Origin of the sequence: Hymenobacter sublimis (assembly GCF_023101345.1) — a bacterium.
Taxonomy (GTDB): Bacteria; Bacteroidota; Bacteroidia; order Cytophagales; family Hymenobacteraceae; genus Hymenobacter; species Hymenobacter sublimis.
Genome location: NZ_CP095848.1, coordinates 1,363,779 through 1,384,307 on the forward strand (window position 1 = coordinate 1,363,779; position 20,529 = coordinate 1,384,307).

At 58.0% G+C, this 20,529-nt stretch carries 10 protein-coding genes and 1 other RNA gene; 1 reads left to right on the top strand and 10 read right to left on the bottom strand.

Annotation, left to right across the window (positions count from 1 at the left end; genetic code table 11):
- Positions 1-144: 144 nt before the first annotated feature.
- From MWH26_RS05770 to MWH26_RS05795, 6 genes are all read right to left on the bottom strand, one after another.
- Complete coding sequence (locus MWH26_RS05770) at positions 145-2,565, bottom strand: glycoside hydrolase family 2 protein (protein ID WP_247976444.1); 2,421 nt, start codon at positions 2,563-2,565, stop codon at positions 145-147.
- On the bottom strand, positions 2,565-5,126 hold the full coding sequence (locus MWH26_RS05775) for a cellulase family glycosylhydrolase (RefSeq protein WP_247976445.1): 2,562 nt from the start codon (positions 5,124-5,126) through the stop codon (positions 2,565-2,567). Before MWH26_RS05775 ends, MWH26_RS05770 begins: the two co-directional genes overlap by 1 nt.
- 159 nt (positions 5,127-5,285) lie before the next feature.
- An RNA gene (rnpB, locus tag MWH26_RS05780) (RNase P RNA component class A) lies at positions 5,286-5,777 on the bottom strand.
- 113 nt (positions 5,778-5,890) lie between these two features.
- On the bottom strand, positions 5,891-7,753 hold the full coding sequence (locus MWH26_RS05785; protein WP_247976446.1) for a M1 family metallopeptidase: 1,863 nt from the start codon (positions 7,751-7,753) through the stop codon (positions 5,891-5,893).
- A gap of 248 nt (positions 7,754-8,001) precedes the next feature.
- Positions 8,002-9,114 (bottom strand): Smr/MutS family protein, encoded by a 1,113-nt coding sequence (locus MWH26_RS05790; RefSeq protein WP_247976447.1) that lies wholly within the window; start codon positions 9,112-9,114, stop codon positions 8,002-8,004.
- Positions 9,115-9,241: 127 nt separating this feature from the next.
- Complete coding sequence (locus MWH26_RS05795; protein WP_247976448.1) at positions 9,242-10,234, bottom strand: YfiM family lipoprotein; 993 nt, start codon at positions 10,232-10,234, stop codon at positions 9,242-9,244.
- Positions 10,235-10,426: 192 nt separating this feature from the next.
- Between MWH26_RS05795 and MWH26_RS05800 the strand changes: the two genes are divergently transcribed.
- The gene (locus tag MWH26_RS05800) at positions 10,427-13,342 is read left to right on the top strand and encodes an alpha-amylase family glycosyl hydrolase (protein ID WP_247976449.1); all 2,916 of its coding nucleotides are present in this window, start codon (positions 10,427-10,429) and stop codon (positions 13,340-13,342) included.
- 129 nt (positions 13,343-13,471) lie between these two features.
- Here MWH26_RS05800 and MWH26_RS05805 read toward each other — a convergent pair whose 3' ends face one another.
- From MWH26_RS05805 to MWH26_RS05820, 4 genes are all read right to left on the bottom strand, one after another.
- Positions 13,472-14,320, bottom strand: coding sequence for an N-acetylglucosamine kinase (locus tag MWH26_RS05805; protein WP_247976450.1), 849 nt, complete (start codon positions 14,318-14,320; stop codon positions 13,472-13,474).
- A 335-nt stretch (positions 14,321-14,655) separates the two neighbouring features.
- On the bottom strand, positions 14,656-15,723 hold the full coding sequence (locus tag MWH26_RS05810) for a SusE domain-containing protein (protein ID WP_244695705.1): 1,068 nt from the start codon (positions 15,721-15,723) through the stop codon (positions 14,656-14,658).
- Positions 15,724-15,817: 94 nt separating this feature from the next.
- Positions 15,818-17,416 (bottom strand): RagB/SusD family nutrient uptake outer membrane protein, encoded by a 1,599-nt coding sequence (locus tag MWH26_RS05815; RefSeq protein WP_244695706.1) that lies wholly within the window; start codon positions 17,414-17,416, stop codon positions 15,818-15,820.
- Between the two features lie 11 nt (positions 17,417-17,427).
- Positions 17,428-20,445, bottom strand: coding sequence for a SusC/RagA family TonB-linked outer membrane protein (locus tag MWH26_RS05820; RefSeq protein WP_247976451.1), 3,018 nt, complete (start codon positions 20,443-20,445; stop codon positions 17,428-17,430).
- Positions 20,446-20,529 lie beyond the last annotated feature (84 nt).

Below are 20,529 nucleotides of genomic sequence, written 5' to 3' on the forward strand. Positions count from 1 at the left end.
GAGTGATAGGGGTAGTAAATTAGGTGCTAGGAACGTACTTAGGCGTCATACTTGGCTGCGCTCTGCATGACGTTCTTTAAATTTTCTGCTCTTTAAAAAGATGATCAGGCTGCTTGCCGGGGCGAGTTAGACGGGCTTTTCTACCTACGGTTTAACGCTGCGCACGGACAAGGTAGCCGCCGGCAGGCCTTGAGCAGTGGCCGTGAGCTGCACTGTGCCGGGTGTGCGACCGGCCCGCAGTAGGGTGGTGGCAATGCCGGCTTCGGCGGCCACCGGGTTGTCGCCGAGCAACTCAGCGTCGCCGCTGGTTACGGCGAAACGGATGGGGGTAGCGGCCTCGGGCACGGGTGTACCTTGGGCATCAACCACGGTGGCGTACACGAATACGGCATCCTGGCGGCCGGTAGTCAGGTCACGGCCGCTCTTATCAATGCGGAGCAGCAGGTGATGAGCCGGGCCGGGCGTACGCCGCAGGTGCTCGGCGGCCACCTTGCCATTCACGTACGCCACGGCGCGCAAGGTGCCTCCCGAGAACGGCGGCACGGTGAACGTGAACGAGGGGTGCTGGAGGTGAGAGGAATACTGGTCTTGGTCGGGGCGCTGACGGGCCAGGGTTTTGCCATCAAGCTGCAGCTCTACCTCGGCGCAGTTGCTGTACACCCGCACTTGCCGCGGCGCGGTGCTGGCCTGGGCGTAACTGGCCAGGTACACCATCGGCTTGCCAAACCCTAGAGCATCAGGGGCGGGACCGTACTGGCTCTGGTAGAAGTAGAAGGCGAATTTCGGCAGGCGGTAGATGTCCATGATGCCCGACGACTCAATATCCGGGGCGTAGCCGCGCTTGTAGTCAAACTGCAGCCAGTTGGCGTCGCCGATGGCGGGTCCCACAAAGTTGTCGTTGTGGGCTTCCTGGAAATTGAGGGCTTGCTGCACCAGGGCCCGCTCGCCCTGCCCGCGCAGTTGGCGCGAAGTCCGCTCCGACTCCTTTAGGCCCGCGTAGGCCGTCTGGTTGAAGCCCGCATTCTGGGCGTAGTACTCCCAGTCGCCGTACTCACAAAGCAGGATGGGCTTGGGCTTGTTGTATTTGTGCCAGTAGTCGGGGGCCTTGGCGTGCTGGCGGGCCGGAATGAACACGTCGTAGGCGTAATCCAGCCAGCCGCAGGTGTACACATCGGTCGGGAAAGGCAGCTCCTCGTGCACCGCCTGGTGGGCCTGATCCATGAACGACTTGCTCATGTCGGTTTCGTTGAGGGCTGCTTCCCAGAGCACAATGCTGGGGTGGTTCCGGTCGCGGCGCACCATGTCGCGCACGTGCTGCAGGCTGTTGCGCTGAAAGGCTTCGCCCCCAAAAAACTGCCAGCCGGGAATAGAATTCATCACCAGAATACCCAGCTCGTCGCAGGCCCGCAGGAAAGCTGGGGAGGGCGGGTAGTGGGAGCAGCGCACGAAGTTGAAGCCCGCTTCCTTGATTTTCCAGGCGTCGCGGTACTGCATTTCATCCGACAGCGCGTAGCCCAAATAGGGATACTCCTGGTGGCGGTTGGTGCCGCGCAACCGAGTTTTCTGCCCATTGAGGTAGAAGCCCTCGGGCGCAAAGCGAATAGTCCGTACGCCCGTTGCTACCTCCTGCTGATCGACACTGCGGCCCTTATCGTCCAGGACTTCCACCCGCAGCCGATACAGGGTAGGCTGCTCCGGCGACCACAGCTGGGGCGACTTCAGGGAGAAAGTTTGCGCAACAGCCGTGGCCGCGCCCGGCGTGAGCAGGGGCGCAGCCGTGACAGCGCGGGCCACTTCCTGGCCGGCTGTATTGAGTAGCACGGTGCGCAGCTTGGCAGGCCGGGCCGCGTGGTGGTCGTTGCGGATTTCGGTCTGGACGTGAAGGGTAGCCTGCTGGGGGCTCACGTTTTCATAGTGCACCAGAATCCCACCGCCAGCTACCCGCCCCGACTCCACGGCATCGGTGATGCGCAGCCGGTCCTGGATCAGCAGCTGCACTGGGCGGTAGAGGCCACCGTAGTAGTTGAAGTCGAGGTCTTTGAGCGGCTTGCCGGGTGGAATGGTGGGGTTGTCCTGGTTGTTAAGCTTGACCAGCAGGCAGTTATCGGCGTTAACCTGGAGATAGGGCGTCAGGTCGACGGTGAAGGGTAGGTAGCCGCCCTGGTGACGTTGCAGGCGGCGGCCATTCAAATACACATCGGCCTCGTGCATGGCACCCTCAAACCGGATGGCCACTCGGCGGGCCGTGTCAGCAGGGCTTATCCGGAAAAAGCGGCGGTAAAAGCAAGTGCCCTGCCACTGCCGACCGGCGGTAACAACCGGTTCTAGGCGCGGCGTATGGGGGAGGCCCACCGTTTCCCAGGGCTTCGACGGGTCAGTGCGCGCGAAGAAGGTTGGCCCCACGGCCGTGTCCACGTCCCGCACAAACTCCCAGTCGGCGTTGAAGGTGAGGGGTAGGGGCGAAGAGCCAGGGCTAGACAGAGTACCGGGCTGCGTGCATGAAATCAGGGCTACCAGCGCGGCCAGCAGCAGCCGGCTTGGTAAGGTAAAAGAGCGAAACAGCATTAGCGCAGGTATATCGATTCAAGGTCAAGGAAAGGTCGTCCGGGGGTAGCCGGAGCAGTTGTTGGCCCCAGGAGCACTTGCAGCACTTCGGCCTGAGCGAGCGGCAGGGTAGCCGGGCCGACCGTTTGGAAGGTGAGTGGTAGGAAACTGGGGTAGGGGCGCGGGAGCAAGGACTGAGCCCCTGGCCGGAACGCCGTGAGGGGCACCCGTACTTCCTGCATGTCGGCGCCTAACTCCACGTCGGCCACGTAGGCCGCGGCGTCGCGGGTGGTCAGCACCAGCCGTACCGTGCCAGCTCCCGCCCCGCGCCGGCCGCGGAGCACTACCTCCTGAAAGCGGCTTACATCGGAGGCACGGGAAGCCAGCCGGTCGCCGAAGTAAGCACGCAGAAAGGCTACCGGCGCGGCCGGATCCGCGAAAGGAATGGGGCTAGCGGGCGGCGGACTCTGAAGCAGGCGCAACGCCAGCTGGCCATTGCTGGTAGTCACGTAATCGGCCCAGCCGCCCCCATTAACGCCCCCGGTTTCGGTGCGTTGCTGGTCCTGGCTGGCTACGTAAAGCGGCAAGGCCGTGCCAGCAGCCACAATAGAGGCCTCCCACTGCTCCCGCGGGGCGTAGTCCCAGTCGCGGGGGCTGCCGGGGTGGCCGCCGGGGAAGGTGGTGTTTCGGGTATTGCTTTTCACGACAATCCAGTAGCGAAGCAGGCCGGGGTAGAGCAAGTTCGCGGGCACCGTGGCCTCGGCCGTGGTCAGCGTGAGGCGGCGCATCGGAATGGTGCGGGTGGGGCCGTAGTAGTGCTGCGCGACTAGCAGCAAAGAGTCGGTGGCTGCGGCGCCGGCTACCGTGGCCTGGAGCGTGGCAGCTTGCCCGGCTTGCAGCTGGGTAGGGGCCGTGTGCAGCACCTGTACAGGCAGGTTGGTAGCCGACGGGGCCACAAACTCACCTAGCTTGATTGCGCCCAGGGTAGTTTGGGCTGTGAAGTTGCTAGTGTTTTTGCTCCGCGCGGCCACAATGTACACGCCCGGCTGCAGGTGCACGGTGCCATTCGTGGCTTGACCCTGGAAGGTATTGCCTTCGTTCAGCCCGCGCACCGTAAAGTCGGAGCCCAGGTTAGGTAGGGTTAACCGCAGGGGCTGGGTGTTCCAGGCAATGCGCGTAACGGGCTGGCGCAGGGAGGTAGTGGCAAACGGGTCGCGCACCTGAATGGCATCGGGCATCACCTCCAGCCGCCACACGCCGGTAGCCAGTTGGTCGAGGAAGTAGGCGCCGGTGCCTTCGTAGGTCACCAGCGGCGAGGAGCCAGTACCGGCCAGGCGGCGCAGGGCAGCGGGCTTGCGCGGCTGCGTGGTGGTCGAGCTGGTGTAGTAGAATTCCTCGGGCGTGTTCAGTTCACTGACGCCGGCGCGGTAGCTCACCCGAAAATCGTGGAATGTAGAGTCCTGGGGGTAGGAGCGGAACTGCTGACCCCGGGGTACTTGCCGGAACACCTTGCCCGCAATCAGCAGGCTGATGGCCTTGGCGGGTGTGTACGCTAAGTTCAGGTAGTGGGTCTGGTACTCGGTGTTGGCAAAGGCAATAGCCAGCGGGTCGTAGGCAAACTGCGTCGCCCACTGAAAGCCGGCGCTGCGGAAGGAGCGGGCCATCAGCGGGTACATCACGGGCTGTAAAATATCGGCCGACTCAAACTCGTACACCATGCGCGGCTTGCTGGCAAAGCGCGGATCCTGGGCGTAGGGAATGGGATACTGGTTGACCAGCGGTAGCATGTTGCCGCGCAAGGTGTGCCCGCCCACCAGGGCCGAGGGGTACCACTGAAACGTGAAGCCCTGCACCGGGCTGCCCAGAATGGCATTGGCTACCGTGGGGCTTTCGGCAATGTTGTAAAAGATGGGTTTCTTGTAGCCTGTAGCCCGCATGGCCTGCACCATGCGCTGCACAAAGCGGCTGACTTCGGCCTCGGGCTGGCGGTAGTGGGGCTCATTGCAGACCTCGTAGGCAATGATGTTGGGGTCCTCGCGGTTGAGCTGGCCGGTGTACTGGTTGCGGTGGTTCAGGAACTGGCCCAAGTACTTTTCCTGGGCCCGCACGGCCCGCTCGTTGTTGTAGGCGCGGCCCTTGGGGTAAAGGGAGGAGAAGCCGGTTTGGGCCGTGTCTTTTTCGGGGTAGCCGTTGCCCCAATAAGCAATAGGAGTCAGGATAATTTTGATCTGGCGCGCTTTCAACTGCTGCACCAAGTAGTCGAGTAGGCGCAGGTGTTCGTTCTGGAGCAAATTGCCCACAGTATCGGTAATTTCCACGTCCCAGACGTGCACCCGGAAGGCATCCACGCCCAGCCGCGAGAGGTGGTACACATCCTGGTCGATGGCTTTTTCCAGGTTCACGCCCAGCTTCTGGTGGGCCCGGTAGGAGTAGGCGAAGGGAGTGGTATAATTCACCCCAAACAGGGCAACTTCCTGCTTGCTACCCTGCCAGCGCAGTACGCCTTTGGCATCCACATACACATCGGCCCGGGCCGGAGGAGCCTTCTGGGCAAACGCAAGTGGGCCTTGGGTAAGCAACAACAATCCAACATAGAGGGCCGGAACAGACAACCAGCCGCGGCAAGCAGCACCAACAGCACGCAAGGAATTATACATAACGCAAACGTTTGACTTCGCGAAGTAACACCATATAAACACAAAAACGGCCGCCGCACCCGAAGCTGCAGCGGCCGTTTGATACTCGGTGATGGGTCTGTAAGCCGGGTTTTGTCCGCCCTTGCAAGCAACAGCGGCCCCACCATTTATCTAGGCCAGTCCTCGCGGAAAGGCTCCATCAACCTACCCGCTGGCGCCGGACGAGCCGCCCGGTGCCGGCCCCGGAAGGGCCAACGTGCCAGCTTATTTGGTCTTTCAACCCCTGAGGTTTACCCAGCCGGCATAGTCACCCAGCCGCTGGTGCGCTCTTACCGCACCTTTTCACCCTTACCAAAGGTGAGATGATGAAATTGTGAAATGGTGAGTTTGACGTTCCGCTTGCGCAGATTGAACAGTAACTCACTATTTCACCAACTCACCATTTCACCGCCTGGCGGTAATTTTCTGTGGCACTGGCTGTCCTGAGAAGCTTTACGCCGCCCAGTCCTTCCCGTTAGGAAGCAGGGTGCTCTGTGTTGCCCGGACTTTCCTCGTCGCCATCCTTGCGTCCGGCGCCGCGGTGGGGCGACCCATCACTGCGGGCAAAGGTAGGCGGTTTAAAACAAGATTAGCCGCCTCATTGGGGCTTTGTGTTCTTTAACACGCGGTTTTGTTTCCAATATGTCGCCGCTCCAGGGCTAGCACTGGGTCTACCTCCCCTCCCACACGTTATCCTTTGGGTAGCTGTCGGGCACGAGGGTAGCGCCTAGCTTCACCTGTTTCACGGGTTTGGTGGTGGCTACGGGCACCGTGACGGTGCGGGCGCCTTGTTCCCAGACGGCAATAGTGCGGTGGAGCTTCTGGGTGGAATTGTCCTGGAAGGTAATGGTCAGGTCGACGGGGACGGGCTTGGTGCCTTTGGCTTCTACTACCACGTCGTAGCCGGTGACAGTTTTCTGCACTTGCTGAATGGCTAAGTCTGGGTAGCCGCTGTCGAAAAACCAACGCTGCCAGAACCAGTTGAGGTTACGGCCCGCCCCGGCGTTCATCGAGTTGAAGAAGTCGAAGGGCATGGGGTGCTTGCCGTTCCAGTTGCGGATGTAGGTATGCAGGGCCTTGGTGAACAGCTCGTCGCCGAGCAAATCCTTCACGTAGAGGTAGCCCAGGCCGGGCTTGGGGTAGGAGTTGAGGAAAAAGGCCGTGCCGGTTTGCTGGGTGCTGAGCGTGATGATGGGCAAATCAACCTCGGTAGCCGCGGCGGCGGCGTAGGGTGCAATGCCGTAGTCGTCGTCCAGCTTGGGGTCGATGATGCCCGAAATCAGCCACTCCCCGATGGTGGCCCAGCCCTCGTCCATCCAGCCGTACTTGGTTTCGTTGATGCCCATGTAAAACGGGAACATCGTGTGGAATATCTCGTGGTCGGTGAGCGTAATGGCGTCCTGGCGGGTGCTGGTGGGGTTGTCGTTCACCATCATCGGATACTCCATTTGGTCGAGGCCATCGAAAATGGTTTCGTGGGAGTAGGGGAAGGGCCACTTGGGGAAAGTGTACGACATGGCCTCCACGGTCTGGCGGGCAAAGTGAATAACTTCCTCGTAATCCTTGTGCTTGATGTTGTACACGGCATCCACGCGGGTGCGGCGCTTGGTGGCGGGGTCCACCACCAGGCTGCTCGACTGCCACACGTAATGGTCGGTGGTGGCAAACACGAAGTCGGTCACATTCTTGGCCTCAAAGTGCCAGGTGTTCTGGGCATTAGGGGCGGTAATGTCCCGGGCTTTGAGGTCGGCTTCGGTGATGATGCTGGTGATGCCGTCCTTGCGTTCCGCGTCCTGGAGGCGCTGGGCGTACTTTTTGGTCAGGACTTTATCGGCATTGGTCAGGTCGCCGGTGGCCCACACCACGAAGTTTTTGGGCACGGTGATGTCGGCGGAGAAGTTGGCGAAGTCGTTGTAGAACTCCTGGGAGCCGAGGTAGGGGTGGCGGTTCCAGCCGTCGATGTCATCGTACACCGCTATGCGCGGAAAGAAGTAAGCCACAAAATCCGCGTTGGGCTCTACCTCGCCGGTGCGGGTGTGGGAGCCTTTGTTGAGGACGTAGGAGTAGGTAACCGACATCTGCGCCGTCTGCTTTGGGCCGATGGCGCGGGGTATGAGAACCGTGAGGTTCGTGAAGTCGGCGCGCAGCTTGGCCACGTCCAGGGCCTGCCCGTTGATGGTCAGCTTGGTGATTTTCACCCCCTCGCTCACGTCCTCGGGGCTGATGCCGCTAGCCCGCGGCGCGCCTTTCTGGTAGAGGTTGGGGTAGAGTTTAAACCAGATTTGCCGTAGTGAGTCGGGGCTTTGATTGTGGTAGGCAATGTCCACGGTGCCCGCCACCCGCCGCGAGGTTGGGTCGAAGCTGACCTTTAGCTTGTACTCAGCGGAGTTCTGCCAGTAATTAGGACCCGGCAGGCCCGATTCAGCGCGGGTGCTTTTGGCGTAGGTGGCCTGCAAGTTGCGAGGAACCGGCAGCTGCTGGGCCGTAGCAGGTAGGGAAAGAAGGGCGGCGGCGAGAAGCGCGGGCAGTTTCATGCGGAAAATATAGTTCTGCCGCAAAGTAACTACATAGGTTCGGAGGGTTGCGTTGGAGCGAGTGCGGCGAGTAAAAGGGTGGCTTGGCCAAAAAAACAGAACGTCATTCAGAGCGGAGCGAAGAATCTTGCCTGCTTCTCGGAGAATAGCTCTCATGGAAACAAGTGAGATTCTTCGCTCCGCTCTGAATGACGTCCTATGAGAGTGAGAGTGTACCAGTTACAACGCTCTGCCAGACTAGGCCATATCTACTTCAGTCGCACGAGGGTAGCGCCGTAGCCGAACTTCTCCTTCTGCGAGTCCTCAAAGAACTTGATGTCGCGGTTGCGGCTGAGCAGCTTGTGCAGCTCCTTGCGCAGGGTGCCGTTGCCGGAGCCGTGGATGAAGATGATTTCGTGCATGTTGGTGGCCAGCGCCCGGCTCAGAGCATCCTCAAACGCTTCTAGTTGCAGCTTGAGAATGGCCGTGTTGCTCAGGCCTTCTGTGCCACCCTCCGGCATTAAGGCTTCCAGGTGCAGGTCTACCTCGTGGGGCGGGGCTACAATGGCTTTGGCTGGTTCCGGGGCAGGGGCTACGGCGGCTGGTTTGGCCGGTGCGTTGCCGGTGAGTTGGGCTTTCAGGGTTTCGGCCAGTTTCTCGGGGGCTACCACTGCCGGCGCGGCGGGCTTTTCGTCGAGCTGAAAGAGGTAGGCTTCGCGCTGCAGCACGGGCACGTTGGGCTGACGGCTGGTGTAGAAGCTGGCCGCTTTGAACTGCAGGCGCTTGGTTAGCAACTCGAAGGCGGTAGTGCCATTGAGCTGAAATGGCAGCAGCTGTACCACTGGCGCAGGCCACTGATCGAAGTCCTTGAGGTGCCAGTGGCCCAGGGGCTTGCTGGCCGATTTGGCCGCCAGTCGCTCCGCCGACAATCCGCGATACTGCCCGTTGCGCTCCTCACCAAACGTGTACAGCACGTCCCGGTCGGTGTGGTTGACAAGCTGTAGAGCCAGCAGCTCCGGCGACTGGTGGGTAAGGGCCAGATACAAGCCTTTCTGAACCGGCGGAGTTAGGTTCTTGTCGGCCTTTATGGGCGCCGGACCTTCCGCTTTATTGGGGGCAGGAGCTGCTGCAGCGGGTACGCCGGCGGCTTTAGCGGCCCGGGCCGCGCCGGAAGCTGCGGCTTTTTTCTCGGCCGCTACGGATGCGGCACTCTGCCCGAAAGCTTTGGTTTCCTCGGCGGCTACTACCACTACCTCGCGGCGAAGCACTGGAATGGTGAAATCATTATCAATGGCTACCTCCACCAGCTCGTCGCTGAGCAGGCGGGTAATAATACCTTCTTCGCGCCCGGTAAGCAGGCGTACTCGGTCTCCTACGTTCATATTAACAGAAAGAAAATGCAGATGGAATAGAAGCAACAAAGGTAACCGGCAAAACGAGCCCGGCCCGTCTGCACTTTACGAGGGCTGCGCGCCTGGCGGTTTGCCGCGCTTTTTGCTGGTATTGGAGCTAGTAGTACAGCCCGTGCGCTACCAAGCCGCGCTTGGTGTTCCACTCCAGGGCGGGCGCTGGCAGGTGGAAGATGCTTGCCACGTAGAACACGCGCTTCAGGAGCTTGGAGCGGGTTGGAATGCGGCGCAGGTCCACGTCGAGGCTAAGGTAATACTGGCGGTAGGAGCGCAGGCCCAGGGCAGCATTGGCCGCCGGGTCGTTGAATACCATTTGCTGGGCCCCGTACCCCACGGCCGGCTGCAACCACCGGGGCCACCGGGAGGTGGCTGGTAGCCAGGCTCCTACGTCGGCGCACAGCCAGTACGTCTGGCCGTTGTAATCCTTCAGGTGCTGCTCTGCCAAGCTCCGGCCCAATACAGTAGGCCGGAGCTTGGCGTAGGACGTGGTATGAAAGGAGTACTTGGGCATGATGCGTACCTCGTTCCAAGCCAACTGCTGACCAATCAGGCCCACAGAGCCCAAAAAGTTGGCGGCCAAGTCGGTGGCGGAAGCGCCGTAGGCTGGGTCGCGGCCATCCAGCAGCTCAATGGGGCTCTGCAGCAGAAATCCCACAAAACCACCGTACCAGAGGGCCCGGCGCTCGGGCACGCCCGCCCAGCGCAGCATATCCACGGCCCCCCGGCTTTCGTGAAAAGCCCCCCAGAAGTGGCCTGCTTTGTCGAGCTGCTTCCACTCGGGCCAGTCGTTAAACCAGTGCAGGCGGCTTCGCTCGCCGGTGTACCAACCTTGGCTTAGCAAGTAAAGCGTTCCGGAATATGATACCACTAGCCCTCCCGCCAGCACCGGCAGCCGTCGACTTAGACGGCTGGTATCGGACTGGGCCTTTATTGTATCAGCTGTTTGAACAGGGGCACCGACCTGGGCGGCTAGGGGCGGCAGCCGGGGTATCTGGGCGGTAGCCGGGGTAGGGAAGGCGGCCACCCCGACTGCCAGGGCTGCCCACCACGTAAGGCAGGCAACGAGCTGGCGAAACGGCTGAATAGACACCATATAGAGGAAAAGGCAAAAAGCCGGAAGCGGTAGGTAAAGCTACAATAAAAGCGGCTATTGACTTGGTAACAACCGCCGGTACCCCCTATCTTTAATGCCCTCTTGCGCTTTGAGTAGATGCTTTCGGCAACCTCGTGTTAATAGAGCATTTGTTTTGTTCTCACTTTCCAAAATTCCCAACCCCCATCTTACATGAGAATACTTCGACTTTTTTTGAGTCTGGTGGTTTTGCTGGCTGGAATCCCGGTTCTGCAGGCCCAGGTCGTCACTACGCAGCCGGCCCTCTTCCGCGACACTGACCCGGTAACCATTGTGTTCGATGCCACCCAGGGCAACGGAGCATTAGCCAATTTCACCGGCGACGTCTACATCTGGACGGGCGTTATCACGGATAAAAGCAATTCCAACTCCGATTGGAAGTACGTGAAAAGCCCAACGTTCAACCAGGCCGACCCAGCCGCCAAAATGACGCGCGACGCCACTAATCCTAACCGCTACACCATCGCCCTCACGCCCAGCGTGCGCAGCTGGTACGGCGTAGCGGCCGGCGACCAAGTTCAGAAGTTGGCCATGATCTTTAAAAACGCGGCCGGCACCACCGTGGGCCGCGCTACCGGCGGCGGCGACATCTTCGTGGATGTGGCGCAAACCGCTTTTGCCGTGGCTTTTACTAGCCCTGCTTCGCAGAACGGAAACCCCATTTTCGTGAACAGCGGCGCCAGTGTTTCCGTTAGGGGCGAGGCTTCCACCGAGGCCACGCTAACCCTGACGCTCAACGGCACCCAGGTAGCCCAGCAAACCAACACCAAAGTTCTCACGGCCACGGTGCCCGTAACCCAAGCTGGTCAGAACGACCTAGTCTTGACGGCCACCAGCGGCACCAACACTGCCTCGGCTACGCGCAGCGTAATCGTGCGGGCGCCTTTCACCACGGCCGCCCTACCCACTGGAGCCAAGAAAGATGGCGTTACGTACATTAACAACGGCACTTCCGCTATTCTGACCCTCACGGCACCCTTCAAAAAATCGGTGTACGTGCTAGGCGACTTCAACAACTGGCAGCCCGGTGCTGCCTACCAGCTTAAGCGCACCGATACGACTGCTACGGCTACCCGCGCCGCTGACGACCGGTGGTGGGTGCAAATTGATGGCCTGACTCCCGGCCAGGAATACGCCTACCAGTTCTTGGTAAATGAAACCATGCGCGTAGCCGACCCCTTCACGGAAAAGGTGTTGGACCCCGACAACGACCAGTACATCAACGCCGGTGGCTACACCGTGTATCCGAACCTGAAGGCGTATCCGGCCGGAAAAACCAACGGCATCGTGTCGGTGCTGCAGAGCAACGCGCCGGCCTACACCTGGCAAACCACCAACTTCCAGCGCCCCGCCCGCACCGATATGGTGGTGTATGAGTTGCTGCCCCGCGACTTTGTGGCCCGTCACGACTACAAAACCCTGACCGATACGCTGGCTTACATGAAGCGTTTGGGCGTAAACGTCATTGAATTGATGCCGTCCAATGAGTTTGAGGGCAACGAAAGCTGGGGCTACAACGTGTCGTACTACTTCGCGCCTGATAAGTACTACGGCCCGAAAAACGATTTGAAGCGCTTTATTGATGAGTGCCACAAGCGCGGTATTGCCGTAGTACTGGACGTAGTGCTCAATCAGTCCTTCGGTCAGAGCCCCATGGTGCAGATGTACTTCGATGGTACCAAACCCGCCGCCAACAACCCTTGGTTTAACCCGGATGCCACGCACCCTTTTAGCGTAGGCTACGACTTTAACCACGAAAGCCCCTACACCCGTTACTTCTCCAAGCGCGTTATTGAGCACTGGCTCAAGGAGTACAACGTGGATGGCTACCGCTTCGACCTGAGCAAAGGTTTTACCCAGAAAGTAAGCACCAACACCGCCGATTGGGGCCAGTATGACCAGTCGCGCGTGAACATCTGGAAAGACTACCACGATTACATGGTGAGCGTGGATCAGACGGCGTATCCTATTCTGGAGCACTTGGGCAACAACGACGAGGAGAAGGTGCTGTCCGATATGGGGATGATGCTGTGGGGTATTATGACCTACAACTATAATGAGGCTACCATGGGCTACCTGCCCAACTCCAATTTCAGCTACGGTTACTACGGCAGCACCGCCCAAGGGGGGCGCGGCTGGAGCCAGCCCAACCTGGTTACCTACATGGAAAGCCATGATGAGGAGCGCCTGATGTACAAGAACCTGACGTTCGGTAATTCCTCGGGTTCCTACAGCGTGAAAAACCTGCCGACTGCCCTGGCCCGTCAGGAAATGGCAGCCGCTTTCTTCTTCCCCGTGCCCGGCCCCAAAATGATTTGGCAGTTTGGTGAGCTAGGCTACGACAAGTCGATCTTCTCCTGCCCCGATGGTACGGTACCTCAGCCCTACCCCACGGATAACTGCAAGCTTGGCAACAAGCCCATCCTGTGGAACTACTACCAAGACCCGAACCGTCGCCGTTTATTTGACGTGTACCGCAGCCTGATTGCCCTGAAAGTGCAGGAGCCTGCTTTCGAAAACCCGGCCAGCTTCACCCAAAACCTGAGCGGCGCCGTGAAAACCATGCAGCTCACCGACCCGCGCCTGAGCGTAACGGTGGTTGGTAACTTTGATGTGGTGCCCGCTACCGCTACGGTTACCTTCCCGCAAACTGGCACCTGGTATAACTACCTCACCAGCGAGCAGCTAAACGTGACAAGCGCTACCATGAGCATGACTTTGGCGCCCGGCCAGTATGCCGTGTACACCTCGCGCAAAGTTGCCGTACCTGCCGGCACGGTGCTGGCCACGAAGCGCCAGCGCGATGCAAGCGTTCTGCAGTTAACCGCCCAGCCCAACCCAGCCGCTGCTTCGGCCCAGCTGCGTTACAGCCTGCCCCAGGCAACCACCGTGCAGGTTACGGTTACCAACCTGCTCGGAGCCACGGTGCACACCCTGCCCGCTACCCGTCAGGCCGCCGGCGCCCACGAGCTGGAATTGCCGCTCCGCAACCTGGCCAATGGCGTGTACCTAGTACAGCTCACGACCGGTCAGCAGCAGCAAGCCATCCGGTTGGTAGTGCAAAAGTAAAGAAGGCATCTGCTTCCTACCTAGCTGGTTCTCTCGGGAGCCAGCAGGTAAGGAGAAACTAAAAAGGGCCACCCTGTCAGCAGGGTGGCCCTTTTTAGTTATGTTCTCCGGGCGAAGCGAGCAGGCCGCTTAGCGCCGGGCAGCTTCGTGATACGACACGAGGTCGTCGATGGGGGAACGGATGATTTTACCGACTTCCATATTGTGGCTCCGAGCTACCTGGGTTAGTGCGTCGCGGAAGTTATAGCCCACCGAGCCCACGCAGTTAAAAGTGTAGTCCTGGTAGTTGGGGTAGTGGCTTACCAAGTTGGCGAAGAACGTCTCGAAGCCCTGCAGCACAATCTCGCGGCAGTAGCTGATGTTGTTGTGGTCGTAGGTAAACTTGGCGAAGCTGGCCAGAAACCGGTTGGGTAGGGGTTGGTTGTAAAGCCGGTCCAGAATTTCGTCGCGGGTGAGCTTGAATTCCTCCTGGAAGATATCCTGCAACCCATCGGGCAACAAGCCACGCAGGTAGTCGCGCAGCAGGCGCTTACCAATAAAGGAGCCGGAGCCCTCGTCGCCGAGGAAGTAGCCTAGCGAGTCTACGTTATACGTGATTTTCTCGCCGTCGTAGAGGCAGGAGTTGGTACCCGTACCCAAGATGGCCGCAAAACCGGGCTTGTTGCCAAGCAGGGCATGGGCGGCGGCCAGCAGGTCTTCGGCTACAAAGGCGTTGGCGTTCGGGAAAATCTGGCGCATGGCCGCGGCCACCCGCTCGGCCTTTTCCGCGTTGTGCACGCCTGCGCCGTAGTAATACACCTTACTTACTTCCTGACGAGGTAGGGTGTCGGGCAGGTTTTTGTCCAAGGATGCCGCAATGGCGGTGGTACCCATGAAATCAGGGTTATACCCTTCGGTGTTGAAGTACACCCGGTTACCCGCATCATCAAGCTGGCACCAGTTGCTCTTGGTCGAGCCGCCGTCGGCAATAAGAATCATATTCAGTTGGAAAGGTGAAGAAATGGGCTAAATCCAGTACGAATTAGGTTTTACAGTCCTAATCAGAGAATTACTATAAGCGAAACACGGAAAATATTCTGGCACAAAAAAACGAACCTTTTAAATCACATAGTGCCGCCTTTTGTGCTTTCTAACCTAACTAAGGTACTACTGACATCAATGGCACAAAATGTTTATTTACCACACTACCGCCTCGGGGTGGTGAGGTACATTTTGTGAAGGTGTCTGCAAAGGAGATAGGGCTGCCACTTTCTGACACAAAAAAGCTCCTGGCCAGATGTGACCAGGAGCTTTTTAGGCTGAAGGTACGCTGCTTACTTAATGGAGTAAGTATAGTTCCCCGGCTTGCTCAGGTCGAGCGTCACCGTGAATGTACCCGCAGCAGGTACCACAATATCGTCGGCGCCGTATTCCAGGATGCCATCAGCAGGCACTGCCGGAGTAGCCTTGGCATTTCCGTCGCCGAAGTTGATAGTCCAGTCGTTATTAGCACGGAACTTAATCGGGCCGGCCGTCAGGGTTATTCTAGCACTCCAGGTACCGGCAGCTGCATCATATACCAGCGGTGTATCAGTAGTCCAGCCACCGGGGGTAGCCGCACCAATTATCGACCAAGTGGTTTTGACAGTTTCAAGCGTCAAGGCGCCCAAATCAGCTTTCAAGCGGTAGTAACCAGGAGTAGGTACTTTCAAGTTACCCGCACCGCCATCAGGCGAAAGCTTGCCACCAGTACCATCGCCATAATTAGTGCCACCCCACGACGGCATGGAAGTGATTTTGAACTCTGGCGCAGCATCAGTCATGTTCACGAAACCCTCATAGAGTTGGTTGTTGTTGCTATTGAAAGCTGCCAACTTAGGCGCCGTAGCTGGAGCCCAACCCTGGTGGTTGCCCGGTACGTACACCGACGGGTACTCAATCACCACGAGGTAAGGAGTTACCGTGAGAGCAACGGTAGGAGAATAGGTAGCCGCTACCTTGTTAGTAATCATGCTCTTCACGCGCACTTCCAACGAATTGGTCGAGCCCGGAGTAGCTTTGGCCCGCAGTGCCAGAGCATTCAACTCTGCTACCGTAAAGGACATGGTGTTAGCGGCTCCTGCTGCTATTTCAACGGGCGTTGCAAAGTTGTTACCCTTCTTATCGATCTGAATCGTGTTGGTAACAGCTGCTTGGTAACCATAGGAAATAGGCTGCCAGGTAAGCGTAGTGGCCTGCGCCGAAGCGTTGGTACTGCTCAAAACCAGCGTGCTGGAAGACGCAGTCAAAGCGGCGGTGCCACTTTGCTGTAAAGTGACCTGGTCGCCTTCCTTCTCGCAAGAAGTCAGCAGTACCGCAGCCGATAGGCAAAGCCCGGAAACGCGAGTAAGCCAGTGTGACATAGGGGAAAAAGTAAGATGGTGGGAAAAGTTGGTTACGAGTACGTAAGTGAACCGGAAACTTCGCTAGGTAGCTTCCGGTTCACTTGCACAAAATTTAGTAACCAGGGTTCTGCTTCAGATTCGGATTTGCCGTCAGATCCGTGGTTGGAATGGGGAACAGCGTCCGGGTGGCGGCAACATCTGTACCAGTGCGCACATTGCCTTTGAAGGGCCAATTGTACCCGGTTGTGTATTTACCGAAGCGGATCAAGTCCGTCCGGCGGTGGCCTTCCCAATACAGTTCGCGTGCCCGCTCATCCAGCAGGAAATTCAGATTCAAATCAGCGGCCGTAATGTTGCCGCTGGTGTTACCGTAGGCCCGCTGACGTAAGGCATTAACATAGCCCAATGCCGTGGCGGCGTCGCCCCCGGCCCCACCCCGCAGCACGGCTTCAGCATACATCAAGTACACATCGGCCAAACGGAACATGGGGAAGTCGGTGTCGGGGAATGTTTTATCGGAGCCTGCTACATTGGTCGAAGACACGTTACGAAACTTCGTAATACCGTAGCCATCGGTAAAGGTGGCGGGGTCGTTGATTTCTAACGACTGGCCATTGGCATAGAACATGGAACGCTTGTCCGTAACAGTAGCTGCTGTTGGGAACAGGTTTACTAAGTTCTTTTTGGTGCGGGTGCCGCCCCAGCCGAAGTCAATGCCGAAGTCATTCACGGACATGCTACCACCCACTGCAGCGTGAACAATGAACGTCATGCCGCCGAACGTTTTGGTGCGCACCCCATCAAAGCGTACCGGCAGAATGATTTCTAAGCGGGACGTAGTGCTGTTATCCGTACGGAATAGGTTCGCGTAGCTCGGTGCCAGCGTGTAGCCAGCGCCAATGATTTTCTTCGTATAAGTAACGGCGTCGGTGTAGCGGTTTGAACCGTTATACACATTTGCGTTTAGGTACAGCTTAGACAACAGCATCCAAGCTCCTGCCTGATCGGCCCGACCAAACTCATTGGCGCGGGGAGTGGGTAGTTCCGTCTCCAGTTCCTTCAACTCCTTCTCCACGTAGTCAAAAAGAGCCGCGCGCTCAATGCGCTGGGGAGCTGTAGTGCCTACCTCAGAAGTTTCCGTGGCGAAAGGTACGTTACCGAACATGTCCAGGGCGTGGTAGTAGCTGAGGGCGCGCAAGAAACGCGCCTCGCTCCGGTACGCCCGGAAGTTGGTTTTTTCGGTATCAGAAAGGCCGTAGCTGTCGAGCTTAGAGTCCGTAGTCTGACGGATAAACTCATTGCAAAGCGAAATCTGATAGAAAATCCGGTCGTACATAGCCCGCACGAAGGGGTGGGAGGCGTTCCAGGTCATCCGGTTGTATTCCGGAACCCCCAGGTCACTTTCCCAGCCGAGGATGGCTTCGTCGGTAGTAAGCTCCTGCGCCATCCAGTACTGGCGCAAATAGTTCGAGAAGCCCTCGTCGATGCCCTGAATATCAGGCTGACCAGCCGGACCCTGCTGCCCGCTCACAGCCATGGTAGCGTAGAGGCGAGCCAGCGCCTGCCGGGCTAGGGTCGGGTCTTTGTAGACGTTTTCGGTGGTTGGCTCGTAAGAAGGCGTCTGGTCTAGGTCGCCTACACACGAAGTAAAGGGTGCTAAGCTGAACGCTATTAAAGCGGTAGCCAGCGTACGCGAGAATTTATTCTTCATAGGGGTGGGAATTAGAAGCCGATGTTCAGCCCGAGAGTGAAGGTGCGCGGACGGGGATAAATGTTGTTATCGATACCACCAAATATTTCAGGATCAAGCCCTTTGTAGTCGGTGATTACGAACAAGTTCTGAACAGCAAAAGACAAGTTCACGTTCGCTTTGTCATTGTAAATACTGCCCAGGTTGTATCCTACCGTTAGGTTCTCCATCCGTAGGAACGAAGCATTCTCAATGTAATAATCCGACTGCAGCTGGGAGGTAGTGAAATTCGATACCAGCAGCTCGCGGTTGAAGTTGCCCAATACCCCATTGGAGGCACCAACTGGGAAGAAAGCCTGCGAACGAACGTTGTTATAAACGTAGTTATCAATGTTTGAGCGCAGCGTGAAGGCCAAGCTGGCCTTACCGTAGTTCAGGTTGGAACCGAAGCCTAAGCTTACCCGTGGAGCTGGCGACTGGTAACGGTACCGGTCGTTAACATTCACAACCCCGTCTCCGTTGCGGTCCACGTATACTCCTTCCAACGGCTTGCCATCAGCGCCATATACCTGCTGGAAAACGTAGAAGGCATTTGGCTGGTAGCCCACCGAGTTGATTTGAATGTTGTTGCCCACACCACCCGAAATACCACCGGTTTCGTCGCCCAGATAGGAGGGGTCAGAGGCGTTAGTTAGCTGAGTGATTTTCACGCGGTACGCCGTAGCATTGGCGTTCAGGGTCCAGTTGAGCTTTTCGCCCCGAACAACATCTACGTTTACCGAGCCCTCAATACCATTGTTCTCCAGCGAACCAACGTTGGTCGTCAGCTTATTAGAGAGGTTGGCTAGAGCCGGAATAAATACGTTGTTCAGCAGGTCATCGGTTTTGCGATGGTACACATCAATAGCACCCGAAATTCGGCCGTCCAGGAAGCCGTAGTCCAGACCGGCATTGTAGGTAGTGGAAGTTTCCCACTTGATGTTACGATCATAGGCTGCAGCCCGTAACGTGTTCGTAAACTCATCCCCAAACTGGTACTGAGCCGACGCCTCGCTGGGGGTATAGCGCGCTAGGTAAGGGTAAATGTCCCCGATGTCTTGCTGGCCGGTCTGGCCGTACCCCACGCGCAGCTTCAGTTCAGAAATGGCGGTAGAGTTTTTCAGGAAATCTTCTCCTTTAATGCGCCAAGCCGCGGCGGCCGAAGGGAAGTAGCCCCAGCGGTTGCTTTCCAAGAAGCGCGAAGAACCGTCGGCGCGCATGGTAGCCGTCAACAGGTACTTGTCGTTGATGTTGTAATTCGCCCGGCCGAAGAACGATACCAGCACGTAGCGTGGGTCGCGAAAGTTTTGGCCGTTGAGTAGGGTAGGAGCTGCGGTGTATACTTCGCCGCTAGCAATCCGGTCAGCAAACACGTAGTTCTTATCCTCGAAGCTCTGGTAGGAGTGGCCTGCCAGCAGATCCAGGCGGCCGACACCAAACTGACGACCGTAGCTCAGGTAAGCTTCCAACAGCTTGTTATTCTTGTCCTGGGCGTACTCATTATTTACGCCACCCTGACCAACCGTAGCGCCGTTCACGGTTACTACCCGGTTAAAGTCAGAGGCGGCCTGTACTGGCACGAATACCGTACCTCGGCCTCGCTGAATATCATAGCCTAGATTCAGGTTAGCGCTTAGGCCTTCCAGGAAGGGAAGCTTGTAGTCCAGCTGAATGTTACCAATGCTGCGCTTTACGGTGCTCCGGTCGCGGCGCTGGTTGATAAGGCCCAGCGGGTTGCGGGTAGCCAGCGTATTCAGGTTGCTAGGATTGTTGGGGTCCAGTACCTCCGTGTAGCCACCGTAGATGCTGCCGTTGTAAACCGGAAACGTGGGGTTAGCATACACGGCTGCGCCAACAGCGCCCTGGTTCGAAAAGTTGTTGTCAACTATAGAACCTTTCACATTGACATTCACGCGCAGGCTGCCATCGAGCAGCACCGGGTTCAAGCCAACGGAGCCCGTGTAGCGCTTCAAATCGTTACGTAATAGTAGGCCTTCCTGATCCAGGTAGCCTCCAGAAACACGGAACGGCACTTTGCCTGCCGAGCCCGAGATGCTGACGTTATTATCAGTAGTTTGGGCTGTGCGGAAGATTTCGTTCTGCCAGTTGGTGCTGGCGTTGCCTACCAGCGTTTTTTGCTGAGCGTTGCCAATTGAGGCCACCACAGCGCGCAGTTCGGAGGCATTCAACACATCGACCTCATTGCGAGCTTTCGAAACGGAGTTCTGTGAGCTAACGTTTACGCGAAGCTTTTCGCCCTGCAGGCCTTTTTTGGTTGTAATCAAAATAACGCCGTTCGAGGCCCGCGAGCCATAGATGGCCGTGGAGGAAGCGTCTTTCAGCACCGAAATGCTCTCAATGTCATTGGGGTTGATCAGCGACAAAGGGTTGGACGTACCAGAAAGACCCCGGTTGTCTACCGGTACCCCGTCAATTACAATCAGCGGATCGTTTGAAGCGGTCAGCGACGAGCCCCCGCGGATGCGGATGCTGGAGCCGGCGCCTGGGGCACCACCGCCGGTGGTTACCTGCAAGCCCGCTACTTTACCTTGTACTAACTGCTCGGGGTTCGTTACCTGGCCCTTTACAAACTGGCGTTCCGATACCTGCTCTACAGCGCCCGTCAGATCTTGCTTGCGCTGAGTGCCGTAACCAATAACTACTGCCTCATTTAGAAGGGTAGTATTTTCAGCCAACGATAGGTTTTCAACGGCAGTGTTTTGGCCTGCAGTCACATTGATCGGCTGCCGCTTGGTGGTGTAACCCACGAACGACATTACCAGGGTGTGGGGGCCCGAGGGAACGTTCTGGATAGAGAAGGAACCGTCGGAGTTCGTGGAGCCTCCCAGGGAGGTACCCTCAATCAGGACCGTAACGCCGGGCATGCCTTCGCCCTTCTCATCGAGTACGCGGCCACTCACCGTCCCGATTCCCTGCGCATATGCGCTGCTCACGCTTACACCTGCGCACAGGAGAGGCAGCGCCAGTTTCGCTAGATAGGGGTGTTTCATTGAAAAGAAGTTAGGGGTTGAAATGGATTTTTCCGGACAAACCGGAGTGGGAATTTAGTGGTTCATCCAAGGAGTAGGAGCGTA

What these genes read in the sequence shown, in the direction of transcription:
- MWH26_RS05770 (WP_247976444.1), bottom strand. Translation starts at nt 2,565, where the DNA reads ATGCTGTTTCGCTCTTTTACCTTACCAAGCCGGCTGCTGCTGGCCGCG.
- MWH26_RS05785 (WP_247976446.1), bottom strand. Translation starts at nt 7,753, where the DNA reads ATGAAACTGCCCGCGCTTCTCGCCGCCGCCCTTCTTTCCCTACCTGCT.
- MWH26_RS05790 (WP_247976447.1), bottom strand. Translation starts at nt 9,114, where the DNA reads ATGAACGTAGGAGACCGAGTACGCCTGCTTACCGGGCGCGAAGAAGGT.
- MWH26_RS05795 (WP_247976448.1), bottom strand. Translation starts at nt 10,234, where the DNA reads ATGGTGTCTATTCAGCCGTTTCGCCAGCTCGTTGCCTGCCTTACGTGG.
- MWH26_RS05800 (WP_247976449.1), top strand. Translation starts at nt 10,427, where the DNA reads ATGAGAATACTTCGACTTTTTTTGAGTCTGGTGGTTTTGCTGGCTGGA.
- MWH26_RS05805 (WP_247976450.1), bottom strand. Translation starts at nt 14,320, where the DNA reads ATGATTCTTATTGCCGACGGCGGCTCGACCAAGAGCAACTGGTGCCAG.
- MWH26_RS05810 (WP_244695705.1), bottom strand. Translation starts at nt 15,723, where the DNA reads ATGTCACACTGGCTTACTCGCGTTTCCGGGCTTTGCCTATCGGCTGCG.
- MWH26_RS05815 (WP_244695706.1), bottom strand. Translation starts at nt 17,416, where the DNA reads ATGAAGAATAAATTCTCGCGTACGCTGGCTACCGCTTTAATAGCGTTC.
- MWH26_RS05820 (WP_247976451.1), bottom strand. Translation starts at nt 20,445, where the DNA reads ATGAAACACCCCTATCTAGCGAAACTGGCGCTGCCTCTCCTGTGCGCA.